Here is a 17,830-nt window from a genome sequence, read left to right on the forward strand (position 1 = left end):
TACAGTTTTCGGTTTTGGGTGACGGCGATGGTCGTCTATTGTGGTGGCATTATAGTTTGCTGTTTGGGGGCGGACTGATTGCCCATTTATAGTTTGTGGTTTGAGACGCTGCTGGTGGCCCAAACCACAAACTATAATACCGTGTCAATAAACGACCGTCGCCGTCCCCCAAACCGTAAACCCAAAAACTGTAAACTGAAAACTATAAACCGTGACCCCGCTCTATCGTGTCACGCTGACAGTTATCGCGTCTGTAGTGCCAAAAATTACCGGTAAAGTGCAAGAATGAGACGCCTTTTTTAAGTACCTGAAAGTCAGGGTGGTAGCCGGTGTATGTAGTGGAAGAGTAGGGGATAAGTAAGCAGGTTAGGGGCATTCCGAAGGCCGTCTGTAGTGTTCATGTAGGGGTAGGAAAAAAGCCGGAACGGCAACGCGGGAGGCTAGTTTCGGTCCGGGTTAACCGCCCGTTATTTCCTATTTCTTACTCTTAACCCCTCTCGCTGATGAAGAGAAAATCTACTGTGTGGTTGCTCGGTTTACTGCTGCTCCAACCGGTGTGGCTACTCGCGCAGGTCGCTCAGGTGACCGGTCGCGTAACGGCCAAAACCGGAGGCGCCCCGTTGCCGGGCGTGTCGGTACTGGTGCAAGGTTCGACAACCGGGACGTCGACCGATTCCCAGGGCCGGTTCAAAATTCAGGTACCCGACAAAAACGCGACGCTGGTATTCAGCCAGGTCGGCATGCTGCGGCAGGCGGTCGTAGTGGGGAACCAGACGGAGCTGGCCATTGTGATGGAAGACGATGTGAATAACCTCGAGGAGGTCGTCGTAGTCGGCTATGGCGCCCAGAAAAAAAGTGTCGTCACCGGAGCGATTTCAAGCGTAAAAGGTTCCGATTTGCAATCTATGCCTATTTCCCGCGTGGAAGAAGCCCTGCAGGGCCGCGCGTCCGGTCTCACAATTGCCTCCAGCTCCGGACAGCCGGGTTCCGGTTCCACCGTCCGGGTGCGGGGTATTACGACGCTCAACAACAACGATCCCCTTTGGGTGGTCGATGGTGTCGTGGTCGACAACGGGGGTATCGGCTACCTCAACCAGTCCGATATTGAGTCGGTAGAAGTCCTGAAAGATGCTGCTTCTCAGGCTATTTATGGTGCACGGGCTGCGGCTGGTGTAATCCTCGTCACGACCAAGAAAGGTAAATCGGGCGCGCTCCAGATCAATTACAACGGCTTTTTCGGAACCTCCGCTCCGGCAAAGAAGCTCGATCTGCTCAACGCGGAGCAGTACGCGACCCTTCGCAACGAATCGGCGGTGAACGCCGGCGCTCAGCCGATCTTCTCCAACCCAGCCGCGCTTGGCAAGGGAACCGACTGGCAGGCGCTGATTTTCAACAACAGCGCCAAACGTCAGAACCATGAACTGAGCCTGAGCGGGGGAAACGACCGGTCGACCTACTACCTCTCCTTCGGCTATCTTGATCAGGAAGGTATCGTCGCGACGGCCATTTCGAAGTACAAGCGCCTCAATCTGCGTCTGAACTCGACGCACAAGCTGGCTAAATGGCTGACTTTCGGGCAAAATGTTGGCTATGCCCGCGAGAAATCGATCGGTCTGGGTAATACGAACAGCGAATTCGGCGGCCCGCTGAGCTCGGCGATCAACCTCGATCCGATTACGCCGGCCGTGATTACCGATCCGGCGGTAGCCGCTGCCGCCCCGTATACCAATATCGGGATCCGCCGCGATGCCAACGGCAACCCGTTCGGTATCTCCCAATATGTTGCGCAGGAAATCACCAATCCCCTTGCGTATATCCAGACCCGTTTAGGTAACTACAGCTGGAGCGATAATTTCGTCGGCAACGGATACCTGGAAGCCGAGCCCGTCAAAGGCCTCAAACTGCGGTCTACACTGGGTGCGAAGCTGTCTTTCTGGGGTTCGGAGAGCTTCTCGCCGATATCTTGGCTGAACGCGACGACGATCAACTCCCAAACGTCGTTCACCCGCGGGAATAACCGGAAGCTTGACTGGAACGTCGAAAACACGATTTCCTACAACAGGGTCTTCAACCGCCACAACGTCACCCTGCTTCTCGGCCAGGGAGCGTATCAGGACAACAACTCCTATGGTACAAGCGTGACGTTCTTCAATATTCCGGTTGATAACTTCGACGACGCTTCACTGAATTACAAGCGCCCGACCGACCAGCGATCTTCCGACGGATCCGAAGGCGCTCTTCACAAAGTAAGCTCCCTGTTCGCCCGTTTGAATTATGATTTTGACGAGAAATACCTGATCCAGGCATTGATCCGCCGCGACGGTTCTTCCCGCTTCGGCGCGAACCACAAATACGGTATTTTCCCTTCCGTGTCAGTGGGTTATGTAATTTCGCGGGAAAACTTCTTTCCCGCCAATAACGTCGTCAACTTCCTGAAACTGAGAGGGGGATATGGCGTGGTAGGAAACGACGCCATCGGTGATTTTGCATTCCTTTCCACGATTGGCAGCGGTCGGAACTACACCTTTGGCACGTCCGGCAGCTATGTCATCGGCTATAGCCCCAACGCCCCGGCAAACCCGGATCTCAAATGGGAACAGACCAGCCAGACCAATATCGGGATCGACGCGACGCTTTTCCAGAAGCTGAGCCTGACAGTAGAATGGTTCCGGAAAGTAACGACCGACGTCCTCCAGAATCCGCGGATTCCGGGTTACATCGGCGCGATTTCCAACCCGGCTGCCAACATCGCCGATATCCGCAACTCCGGGGTTGAAATCGAACTGGGCTACAGCCGCAAGGTAGGACAGGTGCAACTCTCCCTCAACGGCAACGTATCCTTTATTCAAAACAAAGTTACCAACCTGGGCCGCGGCGTAGAATACCTCTCCGGTGGCCAGACCTTCCAGGCGTCGAGCTACCCGATCACGCGGACAGCCGTCGGTCAGCCCATCAGCGCCTTCTACGGCTTCCAGACCATGGGTATCTTCCAGAATGCCGGCGAAGTGGATGCGTATGTCGACAAAAACGGCGCCAAAATCCAGCCGGGTGCCAAACCGGGCGATTTCCGCTGGGCGGACCTGAACGGTGACGGCAAAATCAACGACCTCGACCGTACCTTCCTCGGAAACCCGACCCCGACTACCACCTTCGGTTTTACCTTCAATGCCGCGTGGAAAGGGTTCGACCTGGTGGTATTCGGACAAGGCGCGGCAGGTAATAAAATCTTCCAGGGACTCCGCCGCCTGGATATCCAGCCGGCCAACTGGCAGACGAAAGCGCTTGGTCGCTGGACCGGCGAAGGTACAACCAACGCCTTCCCGCGGCTCGTAAACGGCGATCCGAACAAGAACTTCCTGAACCCTTCTGACTTCTATCTCGAAAACGGCAGCTACTTCCGCATCAAAACCCTGCAGGTAGGCTATACCCTTCCGCAGGTACTGTCGAAGAAGCTGGGTATGCAACGGGCACGGATATACGCCATGAGCCAGAACCTCGCCACAATTACGAAATACACCGGCTATGACCCGGAAATCGGCGGTGGCGTCATGAGTATCGACCGGGGTATCTATCCCCAGGCGCGTTCCCTGATGGTTGGTTTGAATCTTGGTTTTTAAGCTGTAACGACGAATGAAACGATATACCCAATACCTGGCGGTTGTAGCCGCCACCTTACTGGTCTCCTGCTCGGACTCCTTCCTCGAAGTGAAGCCGAAAGGAACCGATCTGGAAGCCAACTACTACCGGAACCAGCAGGAAGCCTTCAACGGTCTTGTCGCTGTGTATGATGTAGTCGGCTGGCAATCAAACGGATATGTAACGAAGATAGGGGCGATGAACGCCGCTTCGGACGATCACTTCGCCGGCGGTGGCGGCCCGTCTGACGTGACGGCCTTCCAGGTCATCTCCAACTATACCCTCACGCCGGCGACCGGCCCGCAGGGCGACCTCTGGAACAAGGGATTCTCCGGTATCTTCCGCGCGAATACCATTCTCCAGAAACTCTCCGGAGTACCGATGGACGAAAACCTGAAGAAGCGGTATGCGGCCGAAGCCAAATTCCTCCGGGCGTATTTCTACTTCGACCTGGTTCGTCTGTTCAAGAATATTCCGCTGCTGACGAAGACCGTCGCGACGAGCGACATGTACAATGTTGAGCAGGCCGCTCCCGCCGAAGTTTACAAACAGATGGAGCTGGATCTGACGGAGGCGATTGCCGTGTTGCCGGCGACCGTACCCGTTGCCACCGAAGGCGGTCGGGTTACGCAGGGAACCGCCAAAGCTCTTCTCGGAAAAGTGTACCTTCAGCAGGAGAAGTTCACGCAGGCGGCGCAGGAGCTCGCAGGTGTGAACGGTACCCCGGGAAGTACCAATCCCTTCGGATACAAGCTGTTGAGCAGCTTCGCTGACGTTTTCAAAGTGAACAACAAATTCAACAGTGAGTCGATTTTCGAGATATCGTTTACCAATACCTCCGCCGGCGGCTGGAGCTGTGTGTCGTGTACGGAAGGGAACGTCCTCAATATTATGGTAGGTCCCCGCGGCTACCGCACGCTGAAGCCGGAAGCACCTGATTACGTTTCGGGATGGAGTTTCCTGCCCGTCACGGCGGATCTGTTCAATGCCATCCGCAACGATCCCCGGAGCCGGGCGACAGTCGCCAACCTCGACAGCCTCGAAAAAGCGGGTATCGCTACGTATGAAAAGGGATACATGAACACCGGCTATTTCCTGGAGAAGTTTGCCGGCCGCCAGGCCAACCGCTGGACCGGCGCAGGCGCTCCCGAACTGAACTTCCCGCAAAACCTCTATGAAATCCGCCTGGCGGATACCTATCTCCTCGAAGCCGAAGCGTTGGTGCGCGGAGGCGGAGACCTGACCCGGGCCGCGCTACTGCTCAATGCCGTGCGCGACCGGGCCTACGGAGACAACAAGCACCACGTGGCCGCGACGATGGATAACATCATCACCGAACGCCGCGTAGAGCTGGCCGGCGAAGGGCACCGCTGGTTTGACCTCGTTCGCTGGGGCAAGGCAGCCGCCGTGCTGGGCAGCCGTGGGTTTGTCGCCGGAAAAAATGAAATTCTGCCGATTCCCCTGCTCGAAATGGAGAATACCAAAATCCAGCAGAGCAAGGAGTGGGGAGGGACGAAATAAGGTAACTTTCGGGTCGACTGGCTGCTTCCTCTGCGAAGCGGCCGGTCGGCTTTTTTTGTTCAGCGACCGGTGACGGTCTGAAATTCAATGTGTTCATGCAATTTTTTCGCAAGATGGCCGGCCTGGTGGCACTGGCTGCGCTGACGACTACCGCCGGCGCCCAGGGATTTCTCCGGGCAGAAGGCAGGGACCTCGTCGACGCCGACGGACGGAAAATAATCCTCCGCGGCATGGGCCTGGGAGGCTGGATGCTCCAGGAAGGGTACATGTTCCGGCTGAGCCCGCTGGGCCAGCAGTACAAAATCAAAGCGGCCATTGCCGACGTCACGAGTAAGGAAAAGGCGGACGCCTTCTACCGCAAGTGGCTCGCCAACCATACCCGGAAAGTCGATATCGACTCGATGGCGGCCTGGGGATTTAATTCCATCCGCCTGCCGATGCACTATGCGCTGTATACACTGCCTGCTGAGGAGGAGCCGGTTAAAGGCAAGGATACCTGGCTGGAAGAAGGTTTTGCCCTGACCGACGAGCTGCTGAAGTGGTGCGAAGCCAACCGGATGTATCTCATTCTCGACCTCCACGCCGCGCCAGGCGGTCAGGGAAACGACCTGCCGATTTCGGACCGCCATCCGGACAAGCCGTCTTTGTGGCAGAGCGAAGCGAATCAGCAGAAGACCGTCGCCCTCTGGCGGAAGCTCGCTGAACGGTATAAAAACAGCCGCTGGATCGGTGGCTATGACGTTATCAACGAGCCCAACTGGGGTTTCGAGGATCCCAAAGATGTCCGCGGAACTGCCGAGACGAAAAACGAACCGCTGAAGAAACTCCTCGTCGACATCACCAAAGCTATTCGGGAGGTGGACCCCAACCACCTCATTATCATAGAAGGAAACGGCTTCGGAAATAATTACAGCGGCCTGATGCCGGCATGGGACAAAAACATGGCCCTCAGTTTCCATAAATACGGAAACTACAACAGCAAGGCGGCTATTCAGAAGTTCCTCGACCTCCGGCAGCAGTACAATGTTCCGATCTGGCTGGGCGAGACAGGCGAAAACTCGAATAACTGGTTTACCGAATGCATCCGGCTGTGTGAACGCGAAAACATCGGCTGGTGCTGGTGGCAGGAAAAGAAAATGGGTATCGCCAACCCCCTCGAAATCAGGCAGCCCGCCGGGTATCAGAAACTGGTTGACTACTGGACCGGGAAAGGGGAGAAGCCTTCCGCTTCCGAGGCCGAACGTACGCTGAACGAATGGCTCGACAACCTGAAGCTTGAAAACAATGTCTACCACCGCGACGTCATCGACGCCATGTTCCGGCAGACGCGTTCCGAACTGTCTATCCCGTATGCCGTGAAAGAAATCGGAGGAGGTGGTACCATCCGGGCAGTGGATTTTGACCTGGGCCGTCAGCGTTCCGCCTACTTCGACCGCGATACAGCCAGCTATCAGTATACCCCCGGCGTCAATACGACAGGTAACCGCGGCCGGGTATACCGGAACGACGGCGTCGACATCCGTAAAGCTGGTAATCAATACGTTGTAGACCATATTGAGGACGGCGAATGGCTTCAGTATACCTTCTGGGCGAAAAAGGACGGGAAGTACGATATCTCCTTTTCTGTCGCCTCCGAAACCGATGCGGGCCGTATTACCCTGCTGCTGAACGGAGAAATGGCTGCTACCGACATAGCCGTTCCGGCGACAGGCGGTGTGGACCGCTGGCGACCTACGGAAAAAAAGAATGTATCGCTTCGTAAAGGCAAAAATGTATTGCGTGTCTGGTTCGATACCGGCGGCTTCCAGCTCAGCGAAATCAATCTGACAAAAAATTAAGTACATGAAAAAAGTCTTTCTTCCTTTTTTATTGATAGCGGGTCTGCCGGCCCTGGCCCAGCAAAAGGCTGAGGCCTGGCTTACCCACGCCGATCGTTCGGCGCTTTTTGCGCGCCAGCCGGAGGCGCTGCGTTTTTCGGCGACAGCGGCTTCCGGGCCGGTTATTGACGTCAACGATGTCGAGACATTTCAGACGATCGATGGATTTGGGTATGCCCTAACAGGCGGTAGCGCTCAGCACCTGATCCGGATGTCACCCGCTGCGCGCAAGGCTGTTTTGACAGAATTATTCGGGGAAAAAGGGAATGCGATTGGCGTTAGCTATATCCGGCTGACGATCGGCGCTTCCGACCTGAACGAAAAAGTATTCTCCTACGATGATCTTCCGAAAGGAGAGACCGATTTTGACCTGAAGAAATTTGATCTGGGCCTTGACCGTCAGGATGTTATTCCGGTGATGAAGGAAATCCTGGCGATTAATCCGAAGATAAAAATCCTGGGCTCGCCCTGGTCGCCGCCTGTCTGGATGAAAGACAACGGCGATACCCGCGGCGGCAGCCTGAAACCGGAATGCTTTGACGTGTACGCCCGCTATTTTGTCCGGTACATTCAGGAAATGGCAAAGGAAGGTATCCGGATCGATGCCATTACGGTTCAGAACGAACCCCTGCACCCGGGCAATAACCCCAGCCTCCTGATGCCGGCGCCCGATCAGGCAGTCTTCGTCAAGAAAAACCTTGGCCCTGCTTTCGAAAAAGCCGGTATCAAAACGAAGATCATCATCTACGATCACAACGCCGATCGTCCCGATTACCCGATCTCCATCCTGAATGATCCCGAAGCCCGTAAGTACATCGACGGCTCGGCGTTTCACCTCTATAACGGAAAGATCGAGGCGCTGTCGGAAGTACACAATGCGTACCCCGACAAGCACCTCTATTTCACCGAACAAATGGTGATCGGAAAGGAAGACGGCCCGATGAAGATCACCGAGCCGGTGGAGCGGCTTTTTATCGGAGCGACGCGCAACTGGTGCCGTAATGTACTGGAATGGAACCTGGCGGCCGATCCGCAAAACAAGCCGTTTACCGATCGGGGCGGCTGCCCGATGTGCCAAGGCGCGGTGACGATCGACGGCGACAGGGTATCCCGGAACATCGCCTACTATGCGATGGCGCACGCGTCAAAGTATGTCCGTCCCGGCTCGGTCCGCATCGCTTCCAACGAAGTAAAAGGCCTGCCGAATGTGGCTTTCCGGACACCAAAAGGAAGAAAAGTGCTGATCGTCGCCAATGTGAGCGGGGAAAAACAGACCTTTGCCATCCGCTCCGGCGGTAAAACGGTGACCGCAACCCTGCCCGATGGCTCGGTCGGTACCTATGTCTGGTAGATCGCTGAACCTATGAAACACACGCTTTTTTTTATTACCTGCTTTTTGTTTTCCGGCGCGGTTTTCGCGCAGGCGGACTCGGTCGTAGCACCGGGTGCAATGTTGCAGCTGGTTTCAGACCAGTTCACGTTTACCGAAGGTCCTGCGGTGGACCGGGAAGGAAATATCTTCTTTACCGACCAGCCGAACGATAAGATCTGGAAGTATGCAGCGGATGGTACGTTGTCGCTTTACCGGGAGAAAACGGGCCGGTCCAACGGCATGTATTTCGACCGGAAAGGAAACCTGATCAGTTGCGCCGACGAAAACGACGAGCTGTGGTCGATCGACAAAAAAGGAAAAGTAACCGTCCTGCTCAGCTCGTTCGAAGGGAAGAAATTCAACGGACCGAACGACCTCTGGATCGCGCCGAAAGGGGGTATTTATTTCACCGATCCGTTCTATCCCCGCGACTACTGGACCCGCAAAAAGCCTGATCTGGAAGCAGAACGTGTGTATTTTCTGCCGAAAGGCGCGAAGGAAGCCCGTATCGTTGAGGCAGATATCAAGAAGCCCAACGGCATAGTCGGCACGCCGGACGGGAAGTACCTCTATGTTTCAGACATCGGTTCCTGGAAGACATACCGCTATACCATCGCTCCGGACGGCGCTCTGACCGATAAGCAACTCTTTTGCGAACAGGGCTCCGATGGTATGACGCTCGATACGCATGGAAACGTTTACCTGAGCGGTCGCGGCGTATCTGTCTACAACGCAGCCGGCAAAAAGATCCGGCAGATTCCTGTGCCTTCTGGCTGGGTAGGCAATGTGTGTTTCGGCGGAAAAGACCGAAAGACACTGCTGATCACTGCCTCCACAACGGTATACACGTTGAAGATGAATGCGAAGGGAGTGGAGTAGGCAGTTTTCGGTTTTCCGTTTTGGGTTTTCAGTTAGGGCCTCTCCGGTGTGGGAGGCTTTTTTTGTTTGGGAGTTTGGGGTTTCGTGTTTAGAGTTGGAGGGGAAGAGCTTGGTCTTCGCGATCCCCCTGCTCCATGCCCCCTGCGCAATAGCCGGTGGTTGAGCTACGTCGAAACCAGCGTGGCGGGAGCGGTAGGGATGAAAAAAAAGACGGCTGCCGGAGGTTTCGACGGGCTCAACCACCGGGGGAGAGCTTCGTCTTCGCGACCCCTGCTCCATGCCCTCTGCGCGATAGCCGGTGGTTGCGCTACGTCGAAACCAGCGTGGCGGGAGCGGTAGGGATGAAAAAAAAGACGGTTGCCGGAGGTTTCGACGGGGCTCAACTACCGGGGGGAGAGCCTCGTCTTCGCGCCCCTGCTCCATACCCTCTGCCCCCTGCGCAATAGCCGGTGGTTGAGCCCCGTCGAAACCAGCGCGGGAGCGGTGGGGATGAAAAAAAAGACGGCTGCCGGAGGTTTCGACGGGGCTCAACCACCGGGGGGATCTTCGTCCTCGCGCCCCTGCTACATGCCCTCTGCCCCCTGCGCAATAGCCGGTGGTTGCGCTACGTCGAAACCAGCGTGGCGGGAGCGGTAGGGATGAAAAAAAAGACGGCTGCCGGAGGTTTCGACGGGCTCAACCACCGGGGGGGAGAGCTTCGTCTTCGCGCCTCTGCTTCATGCCCCCTGCATCTATCCCAACACTCCTCTCTGCCAAACAAAATAGAACAATCCCAACATCTTACTGCACAAAAATTCCATTCTTTTCTTTCTTGACAAAACACATTGATTTATTGTAGGTCAAGTTGTTAATTAGCCTCACCCTCAGGTAAGCCTGCCGCATCTTTCCTCTGGATTTGTTGACCGGATTTCCCCGTCTGCCTGCGCAGACGGCTGTTCTTTCTGTTCCGACACCAAACGATTGGGCTATCATGCAACTCGCAACCGAAGAGTTGATGCTGCGGCAGATTGCCGCCGGAGACCAGCAGGCTTTTTCCGAATTGTACGACCGGTATCGCCCTGTTCTCTACCGTTTTGTTTACGGGATACTCAAATCCTCCGACCTCACCAAGGACGCCTGCCAGGAGGTGTTCATCCGGATTTGGGAGGACCGGCAGCGCCTCGACCAGGTGCAGTCGTTCCGGTATTACCTCCTGACCGCCGGCAAGAACCAGAGCCTGAACATGCTGAAAAAGGTGGTATCGGAAGAGCGTACACTGTCCGGGTTTGTCCGGCAGTACCGGGACGTTCAGACGACCACTCCCGAGGAGACGCTCCAGGCCGAAGACTACCAGCGCTTTCTTCAGTCTGTTCTTGCGACGCTTCCGCCGCAGAGCCGACGGGTATTTGAACTATGCCGGCAACAGGGACTGTCGTACGACGAAGTCGCTGACCTGCTGGGCGTTTCCCGGAATATCGTCAAAAAGCACATGGTGCGGTCGATGAAGGTATTGCGGCTGGCTGTGGAGCGCGACCTGGGTATTACGTTCAGCGTATTTCTGGCGGCTGTTTTCCGGTCCTGATTCAAATTTCCGGCTGCCGGGGGGGACCCCACTACTGCCCGGCCGTTGTCTTACCGGCACAACCACGCGCTGAATGAACGAAAAAGAACTGAAGACCCGCCTTGTGGACCGCTACATGCGGTCTGCGGCCTCCATGCAGGAACTGGAAGTATTCGTCCACCTCTATCAAAAAGGGGAACTCGACGAGATCATGCATGCCTATCTGGACGAGCAAATCCGCGAGCTGCCCGATCAGGAACTACCCCGAAGGCGCTGGAGCCGTTGGGCTGCAACTGCTGCTGCGGCCGTAGCGGTTGTTGCCGGTGGATGGTGGTACCTTTCCGCGCCGGAACCGGCCGTTTCGGTTTTGGTGGAAACCCAACCGAGGGAAACAAAGGAAATCCGTTTGCCGGACGGATCGGTTGTCTGGCTGAATGGCAACAGCCGTCTCCGCTACCCGGAGGCGCTCAGCGGAGAAAGCCGCGAAGTGACGCTGGAGCAGGGAGAAGCCTGGTTCTCCGTTTTCCACGATTCCCGCCATTTCCATGTCCTGACGCCTGACCGCCTGAAAATTGACGTGCTCGGGACGGAGTTCAATGTCCGGCTGCGTCCCGGAGAAACGAGCGTCTTCCTCGAAAAAGGAAAAGTCGCGGTATCGGCGGGTACGGGCCGGAGAGAAATGGCGCCCGGCGATCTCATGGCCTATGACTCCAAACGCGGCCACATGTCTGTCTCCCGCGATGGCGCCGCCGAATGGGCTGCATGGAAACGGGATCTGTTTGTATTTGACGACGCTGCGCTGTCGGACGTAGGCAAGGCGCTCGAAGACTATTACGGCATCCGCGTCCGGATCGAGGATAACCTGGCCCGCAAGCGCTTTACCGGTAAAGTTTCCCGGAAAAACCTCGATGTCGTATTGCAGGTCATCGCCCGGACACTGCAAATCAATACCGCCCGCAGAGACAGTACGGTTATTCTCCGGAAGTAGAAGATTATTCGGTAAAATGTCGGAATGGCCAAATTGGTACTAAATAAATAAAGAGTATAACCTCTTGAATAATCTGCTTTTTTTTGAAAAACAGGGGGACCCTCGACACGGCCGTCACTTGTCTTACTACTGCATCCCGGGATCAGTTTCACTAACCAAAACAAGATATGGCATTACCACTACGAAGCACGGTGCTGCTTTCGTTGTTCGTGTTGACGCTCCCGACGCATGGGCAACGTCTTGCCATCGGGCGGGACCGTTCGCTGACGGAAGTCTTCGACGAGCTTGAAAAGCGCTACCACGTCCAATTCGCCTACCAAAAACGGGAACTGAGAAACAAACGTATAGACGGAGCGTTTGCCCTGACTTCCGCCTCTGTTGAGGGAAGCCTGTCCCGCCTGCTGACGCCGCTGAACCTGTCTTTCGAAAAAATCGGCGAAACCTACATCATCTCTGAAAGACGGAGCGCCGGTGTTGCGAAGGTGACGGTCGACCGCGAAGTCGACATCATCATCAAAGGAAAGGTAGCCGCGAAGGACGGAACCGGTTTGCCGGGCGTCAACATCCGCGTAAAAGGCACTTCCCGCGGGACTGTCACCGACGCCGAAGGCAGGTATACCCTCAGCGTCCCGTCAGGGCAGAGTACCCTGGTGTTTTCGTTCATCGGGTATGTGAGCCAGGAAGTGACGCTGAGCGGGCAGACCACGCTCGACGTCGTACTGGATACCGAGATGAAGCAGCTCAACGAAGTAGTCGTCACAGCCGCAGGTATCGAGCGGAAGGCGACAGCCCTGGGTTACTCGGTTTCCACCATTAATTCCGACGCCCTCGCCCAGAAAAACGAACCGGACCCCATCCGGGCCCTGGCCGGGAAAGTCGCCGGCGTTAACATTCAGGGCGGCGGCGGGGTAGCCGGCGGCGCTACCAATATTACCATCCGCGGTAATTCTTCCCTTGGAAATAACAACCAGCCTTTGTACGTCGTCGACGGCGTCCCGTTCGATAACTCCACCTTCGCGCCGGTAGGCGGCAGCGGGCAGCGGCAGACGCAGAGCAGCCAGTCGACCGCCAACCGCGCCTTCGACCTCGATCCCAATAACATCCAGAGCCTCACCGTATTGAAAGGGGCTGCGGCAGCGGCGCTTTACGGCTCCCGCGCGGCAAACGGCGCTATTATCATCACGACGAAGGCGTCGGCGAAGAAGAGCCGGAAAGGGACAGAGATCACGTACAACACGTCTTATTCCATTGAAGAAATCGCCGGATTGCCTGAGTACCAGCAGAAATACGGACAAGGTACGAACGGAGACTACCGCAGCGCCGTATACGGATCTTCCGGCTCCGCCTATAGCAGCCGGCCGACCATCCCGCATCCGCTGGCGCGTGCCGGTTTTTCAGCGGCCGACTTCCCGCAGTTTTACGAAGCCGACGGCGTAACGCCGGTGCAGGTACCGTACCGGTCGTATGCCGGCAAGGCACAGCGGGATTTCTTCCGGCAGGGTATGGTATTTGAAAACGCGCTGACTGTCAATTCAGGAAGCGAGAAGGGGAATTTCACGGTAGGTCTCAGCCGGATGACGAATAAGGGTATGGTGCCGGGGAACGACATCAACCGGACGTCGATCAACGTTGGCGGCAATGCCCGCCTCGACAACAAATTCTACGCCCGCGGTACGATCAACTACATCATGACGGATCAGAAATCGCCCCCGATCGGCGGTACAGGCTCTGTGATGAGTACGATGTATTACCTGCCGACGAGCTACAACCTGACCGACTACCCCTTCGAAAACCCGAATACCGGTGCCAACGTGTACGATTATGCGGGGGTGGATAACCCGTACTGGTCGGTGAGGCATAGTCCGTCGACCAGCAACGTTGACCGCTACTACGGCAACTTCGTGCTTGGTTTCGACCCGCTGCCCTGGCTCAATATTCAGAACACGGCCGGTTTCAACGCCTATACCGACCGGCGGGTGAGCGTATTGGGCAAAGGCTCGTCGGTATATGCCAACGGTACCATCAATACCGACAATATCTACCGGCAGGAGCTGGACAATACCCTGCTCGTAACGGCGACGAAGAGTTTCTGGGAGGACTTCAACGTCCGGGCCATCTTCGGCAACAACGTCAACCAGCGCCTGACGCAGCGCTCGGCGTTCATGGGTACGGATATTATCACGGCAGGGATTAACGACATCAGCAATACGTCGACCATCACGCTCGGCGGCCTGCCGAACAACCGGGCGCGGCTGAAGCAGCGGTACTATGCCTTTTTCACGGACATTACCCTCGATTACAAAAACTACGCGTCATTGAACCTCGTCGGTCGGAATGACATTTCATCAACACTCCCTCCTCAAAACCGAAGCTATCTGTACGGCGGCGTGAACGGCTCCCTGATTTTCACGGAAGCCTTTCACCTGGCCGGAAAGAAGCTGTCGTTCGGAAAAGTACGGGTCGGCTACACGCGGGTCGGGAACGAAGCTTCTCCGTACCAGACGTCCAATGTGTACACGTCGAACACGAGTTCCGGCGACCTCGGCGCGCCTTTTTCCAACGGAACCGTCACGAACGTAAGCACCCTGACGCTGTCGGACATTCTGGCGAACTCCGTGCTCAAGCCTGAATTCATTACCGAATTTGAAGTTGGAACGGAGCTTCAGTTTTTTGACAACAAGCTTTCGGTGGATGTGACGTACTACAACAAGCGCAGTACCTCGCAGATTTTCACCGTAAAATCAGCGCCGAGTTCGGGCTTTACCGACCGGATCATCAACCTCGGACAGACCTCAAACAGAGGTTTTGAAGTAGCTGTAAGCGGCACGCCGTATGTCTCGGCCTCGGGTTTTCGATGGAATATCAACGCCAATTTCACCCGCAACCGTAACCGTGTCGATGACCTCGGCGGTATCGCCCAGCTCGTCTACGGATCCAACGTCCACATTGCCGGGCAGCCCTATGGGCAGATTTACGGAACACGCTATGCCCGTGACAATGAGGGGAATATCCTGGTCAACCCGCAGACAGGCAAGCCGATTGCGGCGGCGACGAGCGGCCCGATCGGTAATCCCAACCCGAACTTCATCGTCGGGCTCAGCAATAGCTTCTCGTTCAAGCGGTTTACGCTGGACGTGCTGTTCGACTGGAAGCAGGGCGGCGCGATTTATTCGACCAACATCAGCAATGCTCTTTCCCGCGGGGTAACCCGTGACACGGAAGACCGGGAGACGCTCTGGGTAGGTCCCGGCGTACTCGGAAACGTCAATACCCTTCAGCCGATACTGGACGGAGAGGGTAAGAAAATTCCGAATAACACAGCACTGACAGTGATCGATTACTTTTTCAACGGCGGGTACGGTCCCGGCGGGATCGGAGAGGGGTATGTCTTCGATGCGACGGTGTTCCGCCTGCGGGAAATATCCTTCGGGTACTCCCTGCCGGCGGGTTTGCTGAAGCATACGCCATTCGGCGCCGCGTCCCTGTCGATCAGCGGTCGGAACCTCTGGTACAAGGCGCCGAACACGCCGAAGTACATGAACTATGACCCCGAAGTAAGTACCGGCGCTGCCAATAACCAGGGCTTCGATTCACTCGGGGTACCGACAGCCCGCCGGTATGGTATCAACCTGAGAGTCAGCTTCTAACTGCCAACAGACATGAAAAGAGCCTTTCTCTTTCTGACAAGTCTTCTGTTTCTCGGGTCCTGCAAAGACTTTGTCGACATCAACAACGACCCCAACAACCCGACGACTCCGACGCTCAACCTGATGCTGCCGGCGACGCAGGTAGTGATCGGCGGGAATTTTCAGGATATCAACAGCGGCGGAACAGCTGTTATTCAGCACTTTGCGTCGGGTTCGCTCAATCGCTGGGATCAGTCGGGTTCGACGTTCTCCCAGGCGTGGTCAGCCTTCTACACCGGCGCAATTCCTGATCTCGAAACCATCATCAAAGTAGGTACCGAGCAGAAGCAATGGGGATATGTGGCCGTTGCCAAACTCCAGAAAGCCTATCTGTACAGCATTATGGTGGACCTCTGGGGCGACGTACCGTACTCCCAGGCGGGCGGGACGTTCGCCAACCCGGTATTCGACAAAGGCGACGTGATCTACACCAGCCTGTTTACACTGATCGACGAAGCCCTCGCCGACATGGACAAAGGCTTCACGGTCCTCGCTTCTGCGGATATCTTTTACCAGGGATCGAAAGACAAATGGCAGCGCATGGCGAATACGCTCAAGCTGAAAATGTACAATCAGATCCGCCTGTCGGACCCGTCAAAAGCGGCTGCCGGTATCAAACAGCTGCTCGACAGCAAGGCGCCGCTCATGACGGATAACAGCCAGGATTTTACCTTCCGCTACGGCAGCAACGTGGCACCCAGCGCCCGGCATCCCTGGTATACAGCGATGTACAACAACAGTCGCTCGGGGTACATGAGCATGCCGCTGATCAACCGGCTGAAGGCGCAGGACGATCCAAGGCTCCGGTACTATGTTTTTCGGATGCGGGACAATGCCGGTCTGGCCAACTCGACCAACGGCGACGGCTACTACGGTCGCTTTCCGGGAGACGGTACCGCTTCTCCCGCCGATCACAGTACCCGTGCCATCGTCGGTATTTACCCGGCAGCCGGACTGTATGACAACGGAACAATCAGTACCCTGACCTCGTCAAACGTCTACCTGAACAACACCGGCGCGAGTGCGGTGACGACGGCCAACTCCTTCAAAATCGCGCTTTTTACGTCAGGAGACGGTACCGGCGCAGGCGTATTGCCTCTGCTGACCAACTTCATGGCCGGGTTTATCCGCGCCGAAGCGGCCCTGAAACTCAACACCGGCGAAGACGCCCGCAAGCTCTTTCTGGATGCAGTGACGGCCCAGCTCAACAGCGTTAGCGCGGTGTCGACGGCCAACAAGGGGAATGCGATTCCGGCGGCGACGATCACCGGGTTCGTTACCCGCCTCGGGCAGCAGTGGGACGCCGCCGACGCCGACGGGAAATTTCGCCTGCTGATGATGCAGAAGTGGATTGCGTCGTATGGCAATGGGGTGGAGGCCTACAACGACTTCCGTCGGACGGGCCTTCCGGAACTCGACGACCTTGTTTCACCCCTCGATACCTTCCCGATGCGGTACTACTATTCGGAAACCGAAATGACGTCCAACGAATCCGTTATCGCCAACCGCGACAAACTCCAGCGTGCCCAGCAGACGACGCCGGTATTCTGGGATAAATAAGGGGCATGTTCGGTTTTCAGTTTACGGTTTATAGTTTTCGGTTTGGAGTTTAGGGTTTAGAGTTCAGGGTTGATGGATCGTGCCCCATGCCCTCTGCCCCATGCCCTCTGCCCCACGCCCTCTGCACTAAACACCTGACTTTTCAGCCAATGAAAGGATACTCTTTACTAGTACTCGCCCTGGCAGGTATGCTGTCGTGCAAGACGGTCGATTACGACTGGGAAAAGTACGTGACCACGGCCACGCCCAAAGTGACGGTCAATACCGCCAAATCGGCACTACCTACGATCCAGACCGGCAAAGTTTCCTTCTTTAACCTGAAGGATCCGAACTATGCTGTCAATCAGCAGTTTGAGTACACGCTCGATTATTATAACAGCGGCGTGGCGGATGTTGCCTCGATTGAGGTGTATCTTAGCTACAACAAAAAGGAGTCGAGCCCTCCGGCTTACCCCATGACGTTCTCATTAGCAGGCGTTTATCCGACGGAAAGGCAATTCCCCCTGCCCAGTACGGTGGGTTCCGCTGAAGTACTGGTTGAGACCGTAACCTCGTTCCCCAAAACGTACACGTTTACTGCAACCCAGCTCGCTCAGATCACCAAAACGGATCTGACGAAGGTGGCTGTCAACGACTATTTTCTCTTTAAGTTTATTCTGACCATGAAGAATGGCATGCGCATGGTGCAGTTCCAGGATAATGCCTGCGACGAGTCGCGGGGAGAGCCATGTGATTGCCGCGTGGGGGTTCGGTTCAAAAATCAGTAGTTCA

At 56.1% G+C, this 17,830-nt stretch carries 10 protein-coding genes; all 10 read left to right on the top strand.

The genetic code is table 11. From position 1 onward, the window contains the following. Positions 1 to 503 precede the first annotated feature (503 nt). Positions 504 to 3,617, top strand: a complete 3,114-nt coding sequence (locus tag BLR09_RS14440) for a SusC/RagA family TonB-linked outer membrane protein (protein ID WP_093203556.1) — start codon at positions 504 to 506, stop codon at positions 3,615 to 3,617. A 13-nt stretch (positions 3,618 to 3,630) separates the two neighbouring features. Continuing rightward, positions 3,631 to 5,157, top strand: a complete 1,527-nt coding sequence (locus BLR09_RS14445; protein ID WP_093203559.1) for a RagB/SusD family nutrient uptake outer membrane protein — start codon at positions 3,631 to 3,633, stop codon at positions 5,155 to 5,157. Positions 5,158 to 5,252: 95 nt separating this feature from the next. After that, positions 5,253 to 6,995: a cellulase family glycosylhydrolase gene (locus BLR09_RS14450; protein ID WP_093204244.1), complete on the top strand. Its 1,743-nt coding sequence runs from the start codon at positions 5,253 to 5,255 to the stop codon at positions 6,993 to 6,995. A gap of 4 nt (positions 6,996 to 6,999) precedes the next feature. After that, positions 7,000 to 8,385, top strand: a complete 1,386-nt coding sequence (locus BLR09_RS14455; RefSeq protein ID WP_093203562.1) for a glycoside hydrolase family 30 protein — start codon at positions 7,000 to 7,002, stop codon at positions 8,383 to 8,385. A 12-nt stretch (positions 8,386 to 8,397) separates the two neighbouring features. Continuing rightward, positions 8,398 to 9,285 (top strand): SMP-30/gluconolactonase/LRE family protein, encoded by an 888-nt coding sequence (locus BLR09_RS14460; protein WP_093203564.1) that lies wholly within the window; start codon positions 8,398 to 8,400, stop codon positions 9,283 to 9,285. Positions 9,286 to 10,255: 970 nt separating this feature from the next. Continuing rightward, the gene (locus tag BLR09_RS14465; protein WP_093203567.1) at positions 10,256 to 10,846 is read left to right on the top strand and encodes an RNA polymerase sigma factor; all 591 of its coding nucleotides are present in this window, start codon (positions 10,256 to 10,258) and stop codon (positions 10,844 to 10,846) included. 73 nt (positions 10,847 to 10,919) lie between these two features. After that, positions 10,920 to 11,813, top strand: a complete 894-nt coding sequence (locus BLR09_RS14470) for a FecR family protein (RefSeq protein WP_093203569.1) — start codon at positions 10,920 to 10,922, stop codon at positions 11,811 to 11,813. Positions 11,814 to 11,980: 167 nt separating this feature from the next. Continuing rightward, positions 11,981 to 15,460, top strand: coding sequence for a SusC/RagA family TonB-linked outer membrane protein (locus BLR09_RS14475; RefSeq protein ID WP_093203572.1), 3,480 nt, complete (start codon positions 11,981 to 11,983; stop codon positions 15,458 to 15,460). Positions 15,461 to 15,472: 12 nt separating this feature from the next. Continuing rightward, entirely contained in the window at positions 15,473 to 17,059 is a 1,587-nt protein-coding gene (locus BLR09_RS14480; protein WP_093203574.1) for a SusD/RagB family nutrient-binding outer membrane lipoprotein, read from the top strand. 149 nt (positions 17,060 to 17,208) lie between these two features. Beyond that, complete coding sequence (locus BLR09_RS14485) at positions 17,209 to 17,826, top strand: hypothetical protein (protein ID WP_093203577.1); 618 nt, start codon at positions 17,209 to 17,211, stop codon at positions 17,824 to 17,826. Positions 17,827 to 17,830: the final 4 nt, after the last annotated feature.

This window comes from Siphonobacter aquaeclarae (assembly GCF_900103285.1).
In the GTDB taxonomy this organism is placed as follows: Bacteria; Bacteroidota; Bacteroidia; order Cytophagales; family Spirosomataceae; genus Siphonobacter; species Siphonobacter aquaeclarae.

What these genes read in the sequence shown, in the direction of transcription:
- BLR09_RS14440 (WP_093203556.1), top strand. Translation starts at nt 504, where the DNA reads ATGAAGAGAAAATCTACTGTGTGGTTGCTCGGTTTACTGCTGCTCCAA.
- BLR09_RS14445 (WP_093203559.1), top strand. Translation starts at nt 3,631, where the DNA reads ATGAAACGATATACCCAATACCTGGCGGTTGTAGCCGCCACCTTACTG.
- BLR09_RS14450 (WP_093204244.1), top strand. Translation starts at nt 5,253, where the DNA reads ATGCAATTTTTTCGCAAGATGGCCGGCCTGGTGGCACTGGCTGCGCTG.
- BLR09_RS14455 (WP_093203562.1), top strand. Translation starts at nt 7,000, where the DNA reads ATGAAAAAAGTCTTTCTTCCTTTTTTATTGATAGCGGGTCTGCCGGCC.
- BLR09_RS14460 (WP_093203564.1), top strand. Translation starts at nt 8,398, where the DNA reads ATGAAACACACGCTTTTTTTTATTACCTGCTTTTTGTTTTCCGGCGCG.
- BLR09_RS14465 (WP_093203567.1), top strand. Translation starts at nt 10,256, where the DNA reads ATGCAACTCGCAACCGAAGAGTTGATGCTGCGGCAGATTGCCGCCGGA.
- BLR09_RS14470 (WP_093203569.1), top strand. Translation starts at nt 10,920, where the DNA reads ATGAACGAAAAAGAACTGAAGACCCGCCTTGTGGACCGCTACATGCGG.
- BLR09_RS14475 (WP_093203572.1), top strand. Translation starts at nt 11,981, where the DNA reads ATGGCATTACCACTACGAAGCACGGTGCTGCTTTCGTTGTTCGTGTTG.
- BLR09_RS14480 (WP_093203574.1), top strand. Translation starts at nt 15,473, where the DNA reads ATGAAAAGAGCCTTTCTCTTTCTGACAAGTCTTCTGTTTCTCGGGTCC.
- BLR09_RS14485 (WP_093203577.1), top strand. Translation starts at nt 17,209, where the DNA reads ATGAAAGGATACTCTTTACTAGTACTCGCCCTGGCAGGTATGCTGTCG.